This window comes from Clostridium tyrobutyricum (genome assembly GCF_019144085.1).
GTDB lineage: Bacteria > Bacillota > Clostridia > Clostridiales > Clostridiaceae > Clostridium_B > Clostridium_B tyrobutyricum_A.
On the sequence record NZ_JAHHUY010000026.1, the window covers coordinates 1 to 15,519 of the forward strand.

14 protein-coding genes are annotated in these 15,519 nt (G+C 29.5%); 1 reads left to right on the forward strand and 13 read right to left on the reverse strand.

The window, feature by feature from the left end; translation table 11 throughout:
- Positions 1-149 precede the first annotated feature (149 nt).
- The 3 genes from KM800_RS11290 to KM800_RS11300 form a co-directional block, all read right to left on the reverse strand.
- On the reverse strand, positions 150-620 hold the full coding sequence (locus KM800_RS11290; RefSeq protein ID WP_217813166.1) for a metallophosphoesterase: 471 nt from the start codon (positions 618-620) through the stop codon (positions 150-152).
- Entirely contained in the window at positions 617-1,225 is a 609-nt protein-coding gene (locus KM800_RS11295; protein ID WP_217813167.1) for an XTP/dITP diphosphatase, read from the reverse strand. Before KM800_RS11295 ends, KM800_RS11290 begins: the two co-directional genes overlap by 4 nt.
- A 78-nt stretch (positions 1,226-1,303) precedes the next feature.
- Positions 1,304-2,293: an AIR synthase family protein gene (locus tag KM800_RS11300; protein ID WP_217813168.1), complete on the reverse strand. Its 990-nt coding sequence runs from the start codon at positions 2,291-2,293 to the stop codon at positions 1,304-1,306.
- Positions 2,294-2,387: 94 nt separating this feature from the next.
- Here KM800_RS11300 and KM800_RS11305 point away from each other — a divergent pair, with 94 nt between their 5' ends.
- Entirely contained in the window at positions 2,388-3,782 is a 1,395-nt protein-coding gene (locus tag KM800_RS11305; RefSeq protein WP_217813169.1) for a hypothetical protein, read from the forward strand.
- A 30-nt stretch (positions 3,783-3,812) separates the two neighbouring features.
- Here the strand turns inward: KM800_RS11305 and KM800_RS11310 are convergent, their stop codons facing one another.
- From KM800_RS11310 to KM800_RS11355, 10 genes are all read right to left on the reverse strand, one after another.
- On the reverse strand, positions 3,813-5,411 hold the full coding sequence (locus KM800_RS11310; RefSeq protein ID WP_217813170.1) for a peptide ABC transporter substrate-binding protein: 1,599 nt from the start codon (positions 5,409-5,411) through the stop codon (positions 3,813-3,815).
- Positions 5,412-5,512: 101 nt separating this feature from the next.
- Complete coding sequence (gatB, locus tag KM800_RS11315; RefSeq protein ID WP_217813171.1) at positions 5,513-6,943, reverse strand: Asp-tRNA(Asn)/Glu-tRNA(Gln) amidotransferase subunit GatB; 1,431 nt, start codon at positions 6,941-6,943, stop codon at positions 5,513-5,515.
- Between the two features lie 34 nt (positions 6,944-6,977).
- Positions 6,978-8,426 carry an Asp-tRNA(Asn)/Glu-tRNA(Gln) amidotransferase subunit GatA gene (gatA, locus tag KM800_RS11320; RefSeq protein ID WP_217813172.1) on the reverse strand — a complete coding sequence of 483 codons (1,449 nt, stop codon included), beginning with the start codon at positions 8,424-8,426 and terminating at the stop codon, positions 6,978-6,980.
- A 38-nt stretch (positions 8,427-8,464) separates the two neighbouring features.
- Positions 8,465-8,749 carry an Asp-tRNA(Asn)/Glu-tRNA(Gln) amidotransferase subunit GatC gene (gatC, locus tag KM800_RS11325; RefSeq protein ID WP_217813173.1) on the reverse strand — a complete coding sequence of 95 codons (285 nt, stop codon included), beginning with the start codon at positions 8,747-8,749 and terminating at the stop codon, positions 8,465-8,467.
- A 137-nt stretch (positions 8,750-8,886) separates the two neighbouring features.
- Positions 8,887-9,156, reverse strand: coding sequence for a hypothetical protein (locus KM800_RS11330; protein WP_217813174.1), 270 nt, complete (start codon positions 9,154-9,156; stop codon positions 8,887-8,889).
- A gap of 73 nt (positions 9,157-9,229) precedes the next feature.
- Entirely contained in the window at positions 9,230-11,239 is a 2,010-nt protein-coding gene (gene ligA / locus KM800_RS11335; protein ID WP_217813175.1) for an NAD-dependent DNA ligase LigA, read from the reverse strand.
- A gap of 26 nt (positions 11,240-11,265) precedes the next feature.
- Positions 11,266-13,506 carry a DNA helicase PcrA gene (gene pcrA / locus KM800_RS11340; protein WP_217813176.1) on the reverse strand — a complete coding sequence of 747 codons (2,241 nt, stop codon included), beginning with the start codon at positions 13,504-13,506 and terminating at the stop codon, positions 11,266-11,268.
- 132 nt (positions 13,507-13,638) lie between these two features.
- Positions 13,639-13,938 carry a YerC/YecD family TrpR-related protein gene (locus KM800_RS11345; protein WP_217813177.1) on the reverse strand — a complete coding sequence of 100 codons (300 nt, stop codon included), beginning with the start codon at positions 13,936-13,938 and terminating at the stop codon, positions 13,639-13,641.
- Between the two features lie 69 nt (positions 13,939-14,007).
- Entirely contained in the window at positions 14,008-14,745 is a 738-nt protein-coding gene (locus KM800_RS11350; protein ID WP_217813178.1) for a pseudouridine synthase, read from the reverse strand.
- A 73-nt stretch (positions 14,746-14,818) separates the two neighbouring features.
- Positions 14,819-15,499: a lytic transglycosylase domain-containing protein gene (locus KM800_RS11355; RefSeq protein WP_254906547.1), complete on the reverse strand. Its 681-nt coding sequence runs from the start codon at positions 15,497-15,499 to the stop codon at positions 14,819-14,821.
- Positions 15,500-15,519: the final 20 nt, after the last annotated feature.

Consider the following 15,519-nt stretch of genomic DNA (forward strand, 5'->3'; position numbering starts at 1 on the left):
CCCATCTGCGCCACACCCCGAAATCAATAAATCTATTGTCCGCACCCAAGTTTTCCTTAAAACTTTTAAGCACTCAACGACATAGATTATTTTACACGAAATAATGTAATTCGTCAATAGTTATTTCAAAATTTTTTAAAATTTTTAATTTAAACTTCTTTAATACTTGCATTTATACTGCCATTTTCTATGTTTATTATTGCCACACTATTACGACCATCCCTGGATAAATGCGGGCTTCCAGGGTTAATTAACCATATTCCATCTTCACAAGTAATATCAGATACATGTGTATGTCCAAATAATGCTGCATCTGCTTTTAATTCCATTGTCCTATACTTAAGTCTCAACAAATCATATTTTACATTATAGTTATGCCCATGAGTTATAAAAAATCTTTTTCCACCAATTATTTCTAATCTTTCACTTGGAACATCTGTGGAAAAATCACAGTTTCCTCTTACATTTATAATTTTCCCACTGTATACTTTTCTTATATCATCTACATCTCCTACATTATCTCCTAAATGTATAATTAAATCTGGATTGTCAAATATCTTAACAGCTTTTTTTATAATTCGATTGTATCCATGTGTATCACTTATTACTCCTATTTTCAATTCCCATCCTCCAGTATAAATAAATCTATTTTTTCCTTTAAAGCTTCAAGTGCTTTAGCTCTATGGCTTATTGAATTTTTTAAATTAACAGGCATTTGAGCAAATGTTTTATTATATTCAGAAATATAAAATAATGGGTCATATCCAAAATTATTATCTCCCATTTCACTATAAGCTATTGTTCCATAAACTTCTCCAATTACTTTTATTACTTCATTATCATCTAAAATCAACACAATTGCACACACAAACTTTGCCTTTCTATCTTCTTCATCTTTATCTTCCAACAATTTTAACAACTTTTCATTATTTTTTTTATCATTGCCATGTTCTCCACAAAATCTTGCAGAGTATATTCCTGGAGCACCATTTAATCCATCTACCATAAGCCCAGAATCATCTGCAATTACAATTTCACCTGTTATATCATGTATTTGCTTGGCCTTTTTATAGGCGTTCTCCATAAAGGTATTTCCATCTTCAACTATTTCTATATCTATTCCAACTTCCTTCATAGAAAAAAGTTTTACTGGATATTTTGAAAATATTTGTTGAATTTCTTTTATTTTATTTTTATTATTACTTGCTATTATTATTTTTTTCACACTTATCACCTATCCATATAAACACTTGTTTTACTTATTTTATTGATTTTCATATTATAATTTCAAAACTATAAATAATTAGCTTAATTTTTCCTTAAATACAAATAATTCATCTCTTTTAGGTGGATCAACTTCATTTTCACAATTCTTATCTACAAGTATACCTTTATTGTCTGTAATTTTACCTACAATACAAGCTTTAATATTGTTTTTTTTCAAAGTTTCCACTAATGATTTGCCATTTTCAGTAGTTATGAGCATACTTCCTGAAGAAATTAGTCTAAGTGGATCTATATCATATTTACTACATAATTTACTTGTTATTTCAGTTATGGGCATCTTATCTTTATATATTTTGAATCCTTTTTTACTTGCTTTAGCTACTTCCCAAATTGCTCCCAGAATTCCTCCTTCGGTTATATCATGCATGGAGTTCACTCCAAATTTTCCTGATATCAAACCTTCTTTTACTACACTTATATTCTCTATGTATGACTTAGCCTCTTTTATCTCTGTTTCTGACAATATATTTGCAACTTTTTTTTCATAATCATTTACTATAATACTTGTACCTTCCAAACATAAGTTTTTAGTAATTATTATATCGTCACCTTCTCTTGCTCCCGAAGTTGCAACTGCACTTTTAGCATCTCCTTTACCTATTACAGTACAGGAAATCACCATTTTATTTACAGCTCTAGTTACTTCAGTATGTCCCCCTAATATCTCTACATTAAGCTTTTTAGTTTCATGGTCGATCTCCTGCATAATACTATTAATTTCCTCCATAGTGCTATGCTCTGGCGCTAAAATGGTAACCAGTATACCTACAGGTTCAATGCCACATGAAGCTATGTCATTGCAATTTATATTTACTGCTAATTTTCCACTATTTTTATCTGCACCTGTTATGGGGTCTGTAGAAAGTACACATTCTTTATCTCCAAAATTTACTACACTGCAATCTTCGCCTATACCGCTTCGTATTCTAACGTCTTCCCGCAATACTGTCTTATTGCTATTTATTAAATATTTTAAATCATCCCAGTCCAATTTACCAACTTTCATAGAATTTCTTCCTTTCTTTTTAAATAAATAGTAACTATTTTAAGTCGCGTTTCATATTATTTATATAAGGATTAATTTATGGTAGGTGTATATTTTGAAATATATAGGACCCTTTTTAAAAATCAATAAAATAAAACCCGATAATATCAAATCACAATTATTTTATTTAACAAAAGAATCTGTAAAGCAAATAGTTCTCTATTCAAAATGTGGTATCCCTATATCGCTAAAAGATATGAAATCCAAAAGTTTACCTGATTTTGATATTACCACATTTAAAAATGTTTCTCCACTTTTATGTGTATACAGAAAGGCAAATCCTAATCTTATAAACATAAATGACAAGCTTTGCTGGAATGATGACAAATTCAAAAAAGATATAAACATCGAAAGCAATGCTTTTATGACACTTTGTCTTTTGGAACTGTGTAACTACTATAATTCTTTTAAAGATAAAGACAATAATAAATATAATTTAGGTAAACTATATGCCTATATGTGTAAAAAACAACTTGAATTTTATGCTCTATATTTTAGAAATAGCCAGGGGGTTTTCGTAGATAAAAAACATGAAAATAGCTCCTATGCCCAGGAACCAAAATTTACAGATAAAAATAAAAAATTTAGTTTTGCAACCCAGGCTATATTAATGGCTGCTTATTATAAGTGCAGTCTTACAATTGAAGATACTGACTGTGAACAATTTAAAAATTTTGCCTATGATATACTTAATATGCTCATTGAATTAAAAGAAGAATTATATGAACAATCTTTTTCAGAACTTTCAAAATTATGTTTTGCATTAAATATATTCTATAGTTATTCAAAAGACAAAAGATGCAAAAATCTGATTTTGGATCTTTCTGAATTAATATTTGAAAATTTTTATAACGATGAATATATGTTAAATACAAGTAAAAAAAACAGTGTTGAAAATGATTCAATAAATTATATAAATTATATACTTATATACAAACATATAAACATAATAAAAGCCAAAGAAAACGCCCAGTTTATCTATAAAAAATTATTGAAACTCTATGATGCTGAAAAAGGAATATTTCTAAAAAATACTTCTGAGAAAAATATAGAATTTTCATGTGTGGAAGTATTGTTATATTTAATAAACTGCCTTTTGGACACAGATATAAATAAAGAAAAAAATAAAAGCAATTTAATAGCCCTGGATATATTCAACAATCAATTGATAAACTCTGGATTAGTGTTAAGCTGGCCCGAAGCTCCAAATTTAAACAATGCAGAAAGATATAGAAATTTTTCTATGAAATCTGAAGACTTGATAGAAGAACAAAATTTCAAAATATCTTCAGTTCCGTCTCCAGAAACTTGTGAACTTGCTCCAGTATTTGCAAAATACGTGAATTACAGTAGAAAAAAGCAGACATTTAAATCACCTAAAATTTCATTTGATACTTATAAAAATATGTTTTCATTTTTTTTAATACTTCATGTATTCAAATCAGAATAAAAAATTTATATTTAATTATTCAGATAGAGTTTATTTACTCAAATAGGCTCTATCTAATTTTACATTTCCAAGTTTATTAACATAAATTTCCTTAACATAATTTTTACTGCAAAGTATTGTGTTGTCAAGATGAAGTGGAATTAATGCAGTATCCTGCAATAACATTTCTTCAGCTTGCTTTAGTTGTGTTAATCTTTTACTATCATCCTTTTCAAAAATCGCCTGTAGAATCTTAGTATCAAATTGACTGTTTCTATATTTAACAAAATTCACTTTAGAAGATGACTCCCAATTTTCTAATAAGGCTAACGGATAGTAATATTCTCCTCTATAACTCATCTTTGCTATATCATAATCTGTTCCTTTAACTTTCTGTTTAAAATCATCCTCATTATATCCTACACAATTTACTTCTATTCCAAGTGCATCTTCAATATTTTTACCTATTGAATCACATACCTTTTTATTTTCCACTGTATTCACATATATAAGTTTTAATGGAATACCATTATATTTATATTCTGATTTATCCATGAACTCTTTTGCCTCTTTAACTTTTGGTAAAAGTTCATCTGCTTTTATATAATTTTGATTTAATATGTTTCCATTACTATAGGGTACATAAATTGATGAAGCATTTACCTGATTGGATAATATATTTTGAACTATATTCCTTTTATCAATGGAAAACTCTATGGCCTTTCTAAAATCACCATTATCCAACTCACTGGATTTTCTTCTGTTAAATACAAGTTCTTCCCCTCCATATGAAGGAACAATAGATGTGTTTTCTATGTTTTTTATTTCACTTATAGGTGGATTGGTAAATAAATTTACATCTCCATTTTGAAAAGCCGCCAGTGCACTTTCACTGCTATTAAAAAAAGTAATTACAACTTTACTATCTTTTACATTTCCCTTATTCCAGTAATTATTGTTTTTCTTCAGTACTACACTTCCAGTATCTAATATTTTATCTATTTTAAAGCTTCCTGAATACAGTATATTGCTGTAGTTCTTTTTCCAATTTAGTAAATTGTCATTTATTTTTCTAAGTGAATAAACAGGTTCAGCCATTATGTTCAAAAAATAATCAGAAGAGTAGTTCAATCTAAATTGCAAGGTTCTATCATTTAAAGCTTTAATTGCAACATTATTAAAATCACTATTGTTGTTAATATAATCTTGAACTCCAAATATTAGATTTAATTGATGCACATATAAATTATCTGATTTAGTGTTTAATATATTTGAAAAAAGATCCACAAAATCATCTGCAGTTATGGTATGGCCATTACTCCACTTTGCCCCTTTTCTTATAGTAAATGTATATTCAGTTTTGTCTTTATTGGTAGACCACTTTTCTGCCAATCCAGGTATTATCTTGCCATCTTCATCCATATTAACAAGACCTTCAAATAAATTTGAAAGAATATCTTTTTCACGTATATTATAAGAATCCAGCATAACTAAATCTTTTGGGGATTTAGTTATATTATAAACTATGGCATTTTCATAATTACTGCTGTTTACCTGTTTAACTTTCTTTTTCACAGAAACTCCGCCTACTAGTAAAAAAATTAAGACAATAATTATAACAGTAGATATTGTAAAAATAATTTTTTTCATAATACTCTCCTCAATTTATTTAACTGTTTTTAATTATTGACATATATAAAAATTTTAAACAGAAAATAAAGAAGATAGAGGGTGCAGTTTATTTGTCCCTTCTATCTTTTATTAAATTCTTCATTTACCAGTTTATTTACAATTTTAGGATTTGCTTTTCCTTTTGTATCTTTCATTATCAATCCTATTATAAATTTAGTTGCTCTTTTCTTTCCATTTTTATAATCTTCAAGTGATTTCGGATTTTCATCTATAATACGCCTTACAATCCCATATATCTCATCTCTACTGTTATTTTGATCTAATTTATTTTTTCTAATTATTGCATCAGGATGTTCTCCAGTTTTAAACATTTCTTCCACGACAATTTTACCTATATTATTTGATATGACACCTGAATCCACCAGTTTTATAAGTTCTGCTAACTGTTTTGAAGTAAATTTTAGTTCCTTTATACTGCTGGAATTTTCATTTATAAGCCTTTCCATATCTCCCATAATCCAATTCACAGCTGATTTAGGCCTTTCAACAAGCTTAACGGTATTTTCAAAAAAATCGGCTATATTCATATCCAGGGTAAGCACATACGCATCTTCCCTGGATATATGCATTTGATTTACAAACCTTGCAGCCCTATTATATGGCAGTTCTGGTATTGTGTGTCGTATCCTTTCTATTTCTTCATCAGAAATATTTATAGCTACTAGATCTCCCTCTGGAAAATATCTATAATCATTTGCATGTTCTTTATTTCTCATAACAAAAGTTTTGGACTTTGTATTATCCCATCTCCTAGTTTCCTGTTTCAATATTTTTCCACTTTGAATTGCCTTTAACTGGCGTTTATATTCATATTCCAAAGCTTTCTCCAAACCCTTGAAGGAATTCACATTTTTTATTTCAGTTTTTACCCCAAGTTTACTGTTTTCCATTTTCTTTATGGAAATATTTCCATCACATCTTAGAGAGCCTTGTTCCATCTTGCAATCCGATACACCTATACATTGAATTATACTTTTTAATTTTTGAAGATATAATGTAGCTTCTTTTGGAGTTTTAATGTCTGGTTTTGATACTATTTCAATAAGTGGAAGTCCTGCTCTATTATAGTCTACTAGAGTTCCCGAATCTGTATGGAATAACTTAGCTGCATCTTCTTCTATATGAATTCTCTCTATTCTTATCTTTTTAGCTTTCATGTCATAATTTTCTATTTCAATGTATCCATCGCTACATAATGGAAATTTATCCTGAGTTATCTGATAATTTTTAGGACAGTCCGGATAAAAATAATTTTTTCTATCCATTCTACTATGATTATTTATGGTACAATTCAAGGCAATCCCTGCTTTTACAGCATATTCTACAGCTTTTTTGTTTAATTTCGGCAGAGTACCTGGAAGTCCCAGGCATACTGGACATACATGGCTATTGGGTTTTGCTCCAAATTCAGTACTACATCCACAGTACATTTTAGTATTGGTTAAAAGTTCTACATGAACTTCTAATCCAATAGTTGATTCAAATTTCACACAAATTCACTTCCTCTGATTTTATTTATAATTTTTATATGTTGGGTTTTAGATTATGCCAATTTGTAGATTGTTCAAAACTATATGCCAAATTAAATAGTAAATCCTCTCTAAAATAATTGCTTATAATCTGCATTCCGACAGGGAGTCCATTTACTATTCCACATGGTATTGATATTGAAGGAACTCCTGTTACATTTGAAGGCACAATATATAGGTCTGACAAATACATGGATATATTATCCTTTTGTTTTTCTCCTATCTTAAAAGCAGTATCAGTTGTGGTAGGACATATTATGGCATCAAATTTTTTCATTATATCTACAAATTCTCTTTTTATTAAATTTCTAGATTTCAATGCCTTTTTATAATATTCATCATAATATCCTTTAGATAATACATAGGTTCCAAGCATAATTCTCTTTTTTACTTCATCTCCAAAACCTTCACTGCGTGATTTTGTATATATGTCTACGGCGTCAGTATAATCCTTGGATCTATATCCATACCTTATACCATCAAATCTGGCTAAATTTGACGATGCCTCAGCACATCCTATTATGTAATAAGCGGCAAGTGAATAGGTGGAAATTGGAAGAGAACAACACTCAATTTCCGCACCATTCTTTCTAAATACATCTATAGCATTCTCAACACATTTTCTTACATCAGAATTAAGTCCTTCTCCAAAATACTCTTTAGGTATTCCTATTTTTTTACCTCTAATATCCTCTGTAAGAATATTAATATAATCAGGAACTTTTACATCCGCTGTAGTAAAATCTTTATTATCAAGTCCTGCAATATTTTCAGTAAATAGGGCGCAATCTTCTACATTTTTGGACATGGGTCCTATTTGATCCAGTGTAGATCCAAATGCAACTGAACCATATCTTGATATTCTGCCATATGTAGGCTTTAATCCAACAACTCCACAGAGAGCTGCTGGCTGTCTTACAGATCCACCTGTATCTGTACCCAAAGATAATAGTGCCTCATCAGCTGCCAAAGAGGCTGCTGACCCTCCAGAAGAACCACCTGGTACCCTCTCTAGATTCCATGGATTTTTAGTGGTTTTAAAATAACTTGTTTCGGTAGATGATCCCATTGCAAATTCATCCATATTTAGTTTTCCAAGTATTATTCCATCCTCTTGTTTTATCCTCTCTATTACCGAAGCATCATAAGGCGATATATATCCTTTCAGCATTTTGGAGGCACAAGTATTCTGCATTCCTGACACACTTATATTGTCCTTGATTGAAATTGGGATTCCAAACAGTCCTCCTTTTTTTTCATTAGAAGTTAGTTTTTTATCCAATTCTTTAGCTCTTTTTAATGCTTCTTCTGAAGATACATATAAATATGCATCTACTTTACAATCCAGACTATCTATTCTATCCAAATAAAGTTTTACTACTTCTTCCACTTTGATTTCTCTATTCAATATCATGTTCTTTAATCCACGTGCAGTAAAGTTCATTAATTTGCCTCCATAAATATATTATTAAAATATACTTTTCACATAATCTTAGGTACTATCATATAATCTTTAATATGTTCAGGAAAATTTTTTATAACCACATCAATTTCAAGAGATTTTTCTACATTGTCTTCTCTAAATTTATTTTCCATATAATATGGATTTATAACTACCTCTTCATCTTCTACATTTAACTCATTTAAGCTGTTCACATATTCAAGCATTTTATTTAGATCATTTATCAATATATCTTCTTCACTTTCCTTAAATTCCAATCTTGCAAGTTTAGCAACATAATTAATATCTTCTTTTGTAATTGCCATGCTTACTCTTCACCTCTAAACAATTTTAATAAAATATAATTAATTATATTTTTATCATAATATTAAAATTTACACAACTATCTAAAGATATAATTTTTAAATAAAAAATGAGACAATCAAAAGATTGTCTCTAAATATCAATAAACCCTCATATACACAAAAAATATAGCAGCACATGCTATTAATACACAAGTCACAGGATACACTATAGTCTTAAAATTATTTCTATAAAACAACATATTTATTGACCACAAAATCATAGTTACAATTATGCATAACTGAAATACATAATAGCCATTAAAATACTTTATATATACAAATTGATATGTGGTAAGAAGTGTCAATATCAATGAAATAATAGTAAGAATAACGCCTATCCATCCTAGGAAACTTATTGTATTTTTCATTTTTATCCTCCAATATCCAAGCATAAAAAGTTTAACTGTATTAAATTAAATCATAATATATGATAAACCTTTTTTATTTGTTTGTAAACATATTTTCAAATTGATCTTCATCTATTATATCAACTCCAAGCTTGACAGCTTTGTCATATTTGGAACCTGTAGATTCGCCAGCTATTACATAATCTGTTTTCTTGCTTACACTTTCAGATACCCTGGCTCCCAGATTCTCCAATTTCTGCTTTATAATCGTCCTTGTATAATTTTTTAATGATCCTGTTACTACTACTGTTTTACCATTAAAAATGCTTTCTTCAATTTGCTTTGCTTCAAAATGAGGTTTAATGCCTAATTTCAATAGTTCCTCTATACTTTTTATTATATTATCCTGTTTAAAAAATTCTACAATTGTATTGGCAACTGTATTTCCTATATCTTTAATATTTACAAGCTCTTCATAAGTTGCTATTTTTAAATTATCCAAACTCATAAAAACATTTACGAGATCAAATGCGGTCTTCTTTCCTACATTTGGTATTCCTAAAGCATATATAAATGATGCCAGATCACACTGTTTGCTCTTTTCTATGGAATCTATAAGATTTTGAGATTTCTTTTCTCCGAATTTGTCAAGTTCCATAAGTTGTTCCTTATTTAATCTATATAGATCAGGTATTGATTTTATGTTTAATTTCTCAAATAACTGAACAGCTGTTTTTTCGCTGAATCCCTCTATGTTCATAGCTTCTCTACTTCCAAAATGTACAATACTCTTAACTAACTGGGGCTTGCAGGAAAGAGTATTTTCACAAAAATAATGAACTCCATCCTGTATAATCTCGCTTCCACAATACGGGCACCTTGTTGGAGTTTCAATTTCTTTTCCATCTTTTAGAGTTTCTTCTACTGCTCCCATAATCTCTGGTATAACATCATTTGAACGCCTTACAAAAACTCTGCATCCTATTTTAATTCCTTTTCTGATTATATCATCCATATTATTTAATGTAGCTCTTTTAATTGTAGCTCCTGCTAGTTCAACAGGCTCAAGTATAGCCGTTGGAGTAACTCTTCCACTTCTACCAACATTCCATTCCACATCCAAAAGTTTTGTAGTGGCCTCCTGTGCCTCAAATTTATATGCTATTGACCATCTTGGAAACTTGATAGTATATCCTAATAATTCTCTTGTTTTTATATCATCAACTACAATAACAACTCCGTCTATATCATATTGAAGTTCATCTCTTATACTTTCTATGTACTCAAGTTGTTCTTTAATTTCATCTATAGTTTCACATTCTTTTATATAATCATCTTCAGGTAATCCCATATTTTTTATGAACTTCATCATTTCAGTGTAACTTTCAAAAGGTATACCTTCGTTATATCCTACATCATAAAAGAATGCAGACAATTTTCTTCGTGCAGTCTCTGCTGCATTTAAATTTCTTAAAGCACCTGCAGCTCCATTTCTTAAATTTTTAAGGGGTATATCTGCCTTTTTATTGTACTCTTCAAAAGCTTTTTTGGTCATTATAGCTTCTCCATGAACTTCTATCAGGCTTTTATTATTTATCTTAAGAGGAATTGAGTTTATAGTTTTAATTTGTTCCGTAACATCTTCTCCTATTTCACCTGTTCCTCTTGTAGCACCTTTTATAAAATTTCCATTCTGATCATAAGTACAATTTACAGTAAGTCCATCAAATTTCTTAGTTAAAATATATTTTAATTTAGGAAGTTTATCCTCATGTGTAGAATTATATAAATCTACAATTTTTAAATTTCTCTTGTGCCATTCATATATTTGATCCAAACTTTGTGCTTTATCCATACTCCACAATTTACTTTTATGAATATACTTTTGAAATTGGGTTAGTACAGTATCACCTACTCTTTGAGTAGGTGAATATGGAAATACTATTCCTGTTTCTTTTTCCAACTTTACAAGTTGATCATATTTTTTATCATATTCTTTATCAGATACAGCAGGATTATCCAATACATAGTAATCATATGCATACTTATTTAATTCTTTTATAACTTTATTAATCTTATTGGATACATTACTATCTTTGTTCAAAACTACCACTCCATATTAATTGTCATTTATACTGCTTCAAGTCTTGCAACTCCATACATGAGATTTTTTATTCCATTTTTATCAAAAGCTATTGTCAATTTTATATCACTGCCATTTTTACTTACACTTACAATAGTACCTATGCCAAATTTATTGTGTTTGACTTTTATACCTGCTTTTACATTTTCAGCTTTCAATGTATTGGCACTTTCTTCACTTTTATTTTTAATTTTGACATCATGCTGGGTTTCAAAAGGTACTTTTTTAGTCATTCTAGGTATCCATGACTTATTGTCATTAAAATTGTTTCTATTTCCAAAAGTTGTTATATTATTATTAATATTATCATATTCCTTCAAACTGCTTGATATTTCACTTAGAAACTCAGATTGACTATATGATACCATTCTTCCAAAAACTCTTCTGCTTTCAGCTGAAGTCATATATAATCTTTCTTTTGCTCTAGTTATTCCAACATAGCAAAGTCTCCTTGACTCTTCCATTTCAGCTGAATTTTCGAGAGACTGGCTTCCTGGAAATATTCCATTTTCCATGCCAACCATAAATACAACAGGAAATTCAAGTCCCTTTGCACTATGTACAGTCATTATAACTACACTATCTGCATCTTGATCAAAATTGTCTATATCCGATACAAGTGTGACTTTTTCCAAAAATGCGGACAGTGATTTGTCTTCAGATGTGGATTCAAATTCTACAGCAGCTGATACAAGCTCCTTTAGATTTTCTATTCTGCTTACAGATTCTGCATCTTTTAAATCCTTGAGTTTGTCAATATATCCTGTAGTCTCTATAACTTCCTTTATCAAACTGGAAACTGAAATTTTATCTCTGCTTCTTATAAAGCTATTTATAAGACTTACAAATTTTTTTATGGAAGAAATACTTCTTTTGGACAGACTCAGTACTTCATCTATATCAAGCAATACACTATACATACACTCGTCCATAGATACAGCAAAACTTTGTACTTTATCTACTGTAGTATTTCCAATACTTCTCTTTGGTTCATTTATTATTCTTCTCAAGCTTACATCATCAAGCGGATTATTTATAAATTTCAGATAGGACATTATATCCTTTATTTCTTTCCTATCATAAAATTTTAATCCTCCAACTATTCTATATGGTATATTGCTCTTCATAAATACATCTTCAAAAACTCGAGACTGGGCATTTGTTCTATATAATATGGCAAAATCCCTATAATGTTTATTTTGCTCTCTGCAAATTTTCTTTATTTGACTTGAAATATACTTTCCCTCGTCTATATCAGAATAAGCTCTATACAATTTGATCTTGTCACCATTGTCATTCTCAGTTCTTAAAACTTTGGTTTTTCTTTCAGAATTATTACTTATTATGTCATTTGCAGCTTTTAATATATTTGCCTTTGATCTATAATTTTGCTCAAGTTTTATTACCTTTGTATTGGGATAGTCTTTTTCAAAGTCCAGAATATTTCTAATATCTGCACCTCTCCACTCATAAATACACTGATCGTCATCACCAACTACACATATATTCTTATGAGACTTTGCAAGCAATGCCACTAATTCATACTGTGACTTGTTGGTATCCTGATATTCATCTATCATTATATATTGAAATTTTCTCTGATAAAACTCAAGTACATCACTATTTTCCTTAAAAAGCTGAACTGTTTTATATATTAAGTCATCAAAATCCAGTGCATTATTGTTTCTTAATTTTTTTTGATACAACATATATACATCTGCAACCTTGTTTAGTCTAAGATTAGATTCATTTTCCCTTTTATACTTTTCAGCAGATATTAGATTGTCCTTCTGTGAACTTATTTTATTTATCAATTCCCTGACTGTTATATATTTTTCATCTATATCCAATTCTTCCATACATTGTTTTATTAAAACTTTTTGATCATAACTATCATATATGGCAAAATTTTTATTATAGCCTAGTTTATCTATTTCTCTTCTAAGTATTCTCACACAACTTGAGTGAAAAGTAGAAATCCACATATTATCTGCTTCATTTCCAACAAGTACCCTCACCCTGTCTTTCATTTCTCCAGAAGCTTTATTTGTAAAAGTTATAGCAAGAATTTTAGAAGGATAAATATTTAAATCCTGAATCATATGAGCTATTCTATAAGTAAGCACTCTGGTTTTACCTGATCCCGCTCCCGCCAGTATTAAAATGGGTCCTTCTATAGTAGTAGCAGCTTCATATTGTTCTTTATTTAAAAGATTTTTTAAATTCATTAAATCCTCTCCTGTTTTTATCAATTAATGTTCTTATCTATGTTTAATATTATAACATTTTAACTGAAATTTAATCAGTAGAATAGAAAAATGTGCTCTTATAAGCACATTCCAATTTAGACTGTCATATATTTATTTGTTTTTCAACCTATCCAGTATGATTTTATACCCATCGCTACCATAATTCAGGCATCTATTTACCCTGCTTATTGTAGCAGTACTGGCACCGGTTTCTGAGGCTATATCCATATATGTTTTTTTGTTTTTTAACATCTTTGCTACTTGAAGTCTTTGTTCAAAAGCTTTTATTTCATTTATAGTACATATATCATCAAAGAATCTATAGCATTCTTCTTTTGTTTTAAGAGAAAGTACAGCATCGCATAAATAATCCATTTGTTTACTCTGCAATTTGGACTTGTACTCTTCCATAAGCTCAACCCCTTGTCTATAACTTCTAACTTATAATACTTTAATTCTATCATGTATTAAAGTATTAATCTATAATAAATCAATCATATGCAATTTCTTTTTAAGTGTTTCTATCTCATTATCAGTTAATTCTCTATAATTCCCTTCACTTAAACTATCATCCAATTCTATAGGTCCCATTTTTATTCTCTTTAAATATACTACATTTTTTCCTAGTGCTTTAAACATCCTCTTTACCTGATGAAACTTTCCTTCCTGTACCGTTACATTTACTATGGAACCATCTTTATCAGCTTTTATAATATCCAATTCAGCAAGCATGCACTTATATCCATCATCAATTACTATACCACTTTTAAAAGCTTCTACATCACTTTCATCCAATGCTTTGTCTATTTCTGCATAATACGTTTTATCCACATGCCATTTTGGAGCTATCAATCTATGATTTAGCTCTCCATCATTAGTTAAAATGATAAGTCCAACCGTATCTTTGTCAAGTCTGCCTACAGGAAAAGGTTTAAATGTCCTATACTCCTCATCTAAAATATCTATTACTGTCTCATCATAATTGTCATAGGTTGCAGACACCACTCCAGTGGGCTTATTCATAAGGATATATATATTATCCTTATAACTTATAACCTGATCATCAACCTCTATTTTGTTCTTGCCAGTATCTATTTTTGCAGAACTATTATTTATGATTACTCCGTCTAATTTTACACGGCCTTTTTTTACAATATCTTTTACCTGCTTTCTAGTTCCATATCCTAAATTTGATAAAATTTTATCAAGTCTCTCCATAAATTGCAAAACCTCCTTGTTTAGATTCATAAAAAGCAATTATATCTATTCTATCATATAAAAATAAAACAGCCTAGACTGTTTTATTTTTATAATATCCGATTACCTTTTGAACATAATTTTGTGTTTCATAAGGAAGCTTTGATATCTTGGATATACTGTCAACTCCTCTTGAGGCTAAAGTCCCTGAACCTGCATTATATGCAGCAAGGGCCATTTCCTTTGAGTTTCCATACATATTTAATAATTTTTTCAAATATTCAGTGCCACCATCTACATTTTGTCCCACATCATAAGCATTTGTTACTCCAAGTTCTCTAGCTGTTCCAGGCATAAGTTGCATAAGTCCCATGGCCCCTACACCGGAAGTGGATTTAGGATTAAAATCAGATTCTTGCTTAATAACAGACATTATAAGATCTTTATCCACTCCATATTTTCTAGATGCCTTATCTACTGCCCCATCTATAGTCATATTTCCACTTTTTATAGCTTCCTTTACTCCGGTATAGACATTATTTAATCTTTCCCCAGCACCATAACCAAGTTTGCTTAGATCTTCCTGTCCAATATTTAATTTTGACAAATCTATATTTCCATTACTGTCTGACATGGACTTTGTTAAGCTTTCCATTATAAGATCAAATGAATCTGAATTTTGAAATGCAGTTTTAAGAACTTGAGACATCATTTGAAATTCTAACATTTTTTGTACATTCGTATTATTATTTTCTGATACACTATCTAAACTCATTTTCCCACCTACCTATGAAT

Coding starts and splice junctions, on each gene's coding strand:
- gatC (WP_217813173.1), bottom strand. CDS start 8,749: ATGGCAATTACAAAAGAAGATATTAATTATGTTGCTAAACTTGCAAGA.
- KM800_RS11330 (WP_217813174.1), bottom strand. CDS start 9,156: ATGAAAAATACAATAAGTTTCCTAGGATGGATAGGCGTTATTCTTACT.
- KM800_RS11345 (WP_217813177.1), bottom strand. CDS start 13,938: ATGGAAGAGTACAAGTCCAAATTGCAGAGTAAACAAATGGATTATTTA.
- KM800_RS11350 (WP_217813178.1), bottom strand. CDS start 14,745: ATGGAGAGACTTGATAAAATTTTATCAAATTTAGGATATGGAACTAGA.
- gatA (WP_217813172.1), bottom strand. CDS start 8,426: ATGAACTTTACTGCACGTGGATTAAAGAACATGATATTGAATAGAGAA.
- KM800_RS11300 (WP_217813168.1), bottom strand. CDS start 2,293: ATGAAAGTTGGTAAATTGGACTGGGATGATTTAAAATATTTAATAAAT.
- pcrA (WP_217813176.1), bottom strand. CDS start 13,506: ATGAATTTAAAAAATCTTTTAAATAAAGAACAATATGAAGCTGCTACT.
- KM800_RS11355 (WP_254906547.1), bottom strand. CDS start 15,499: ATGAGTTTAGATAGTGTATCAGAAAATAATAATACGAATGTACAAAAA.
- KM800_RS11310 (WP_217813170.1), bottom strand. CDS start 5,411: ATGAAAAAAATTATTTTTACAATATCTACTGTTATAATTATTGTCTTA.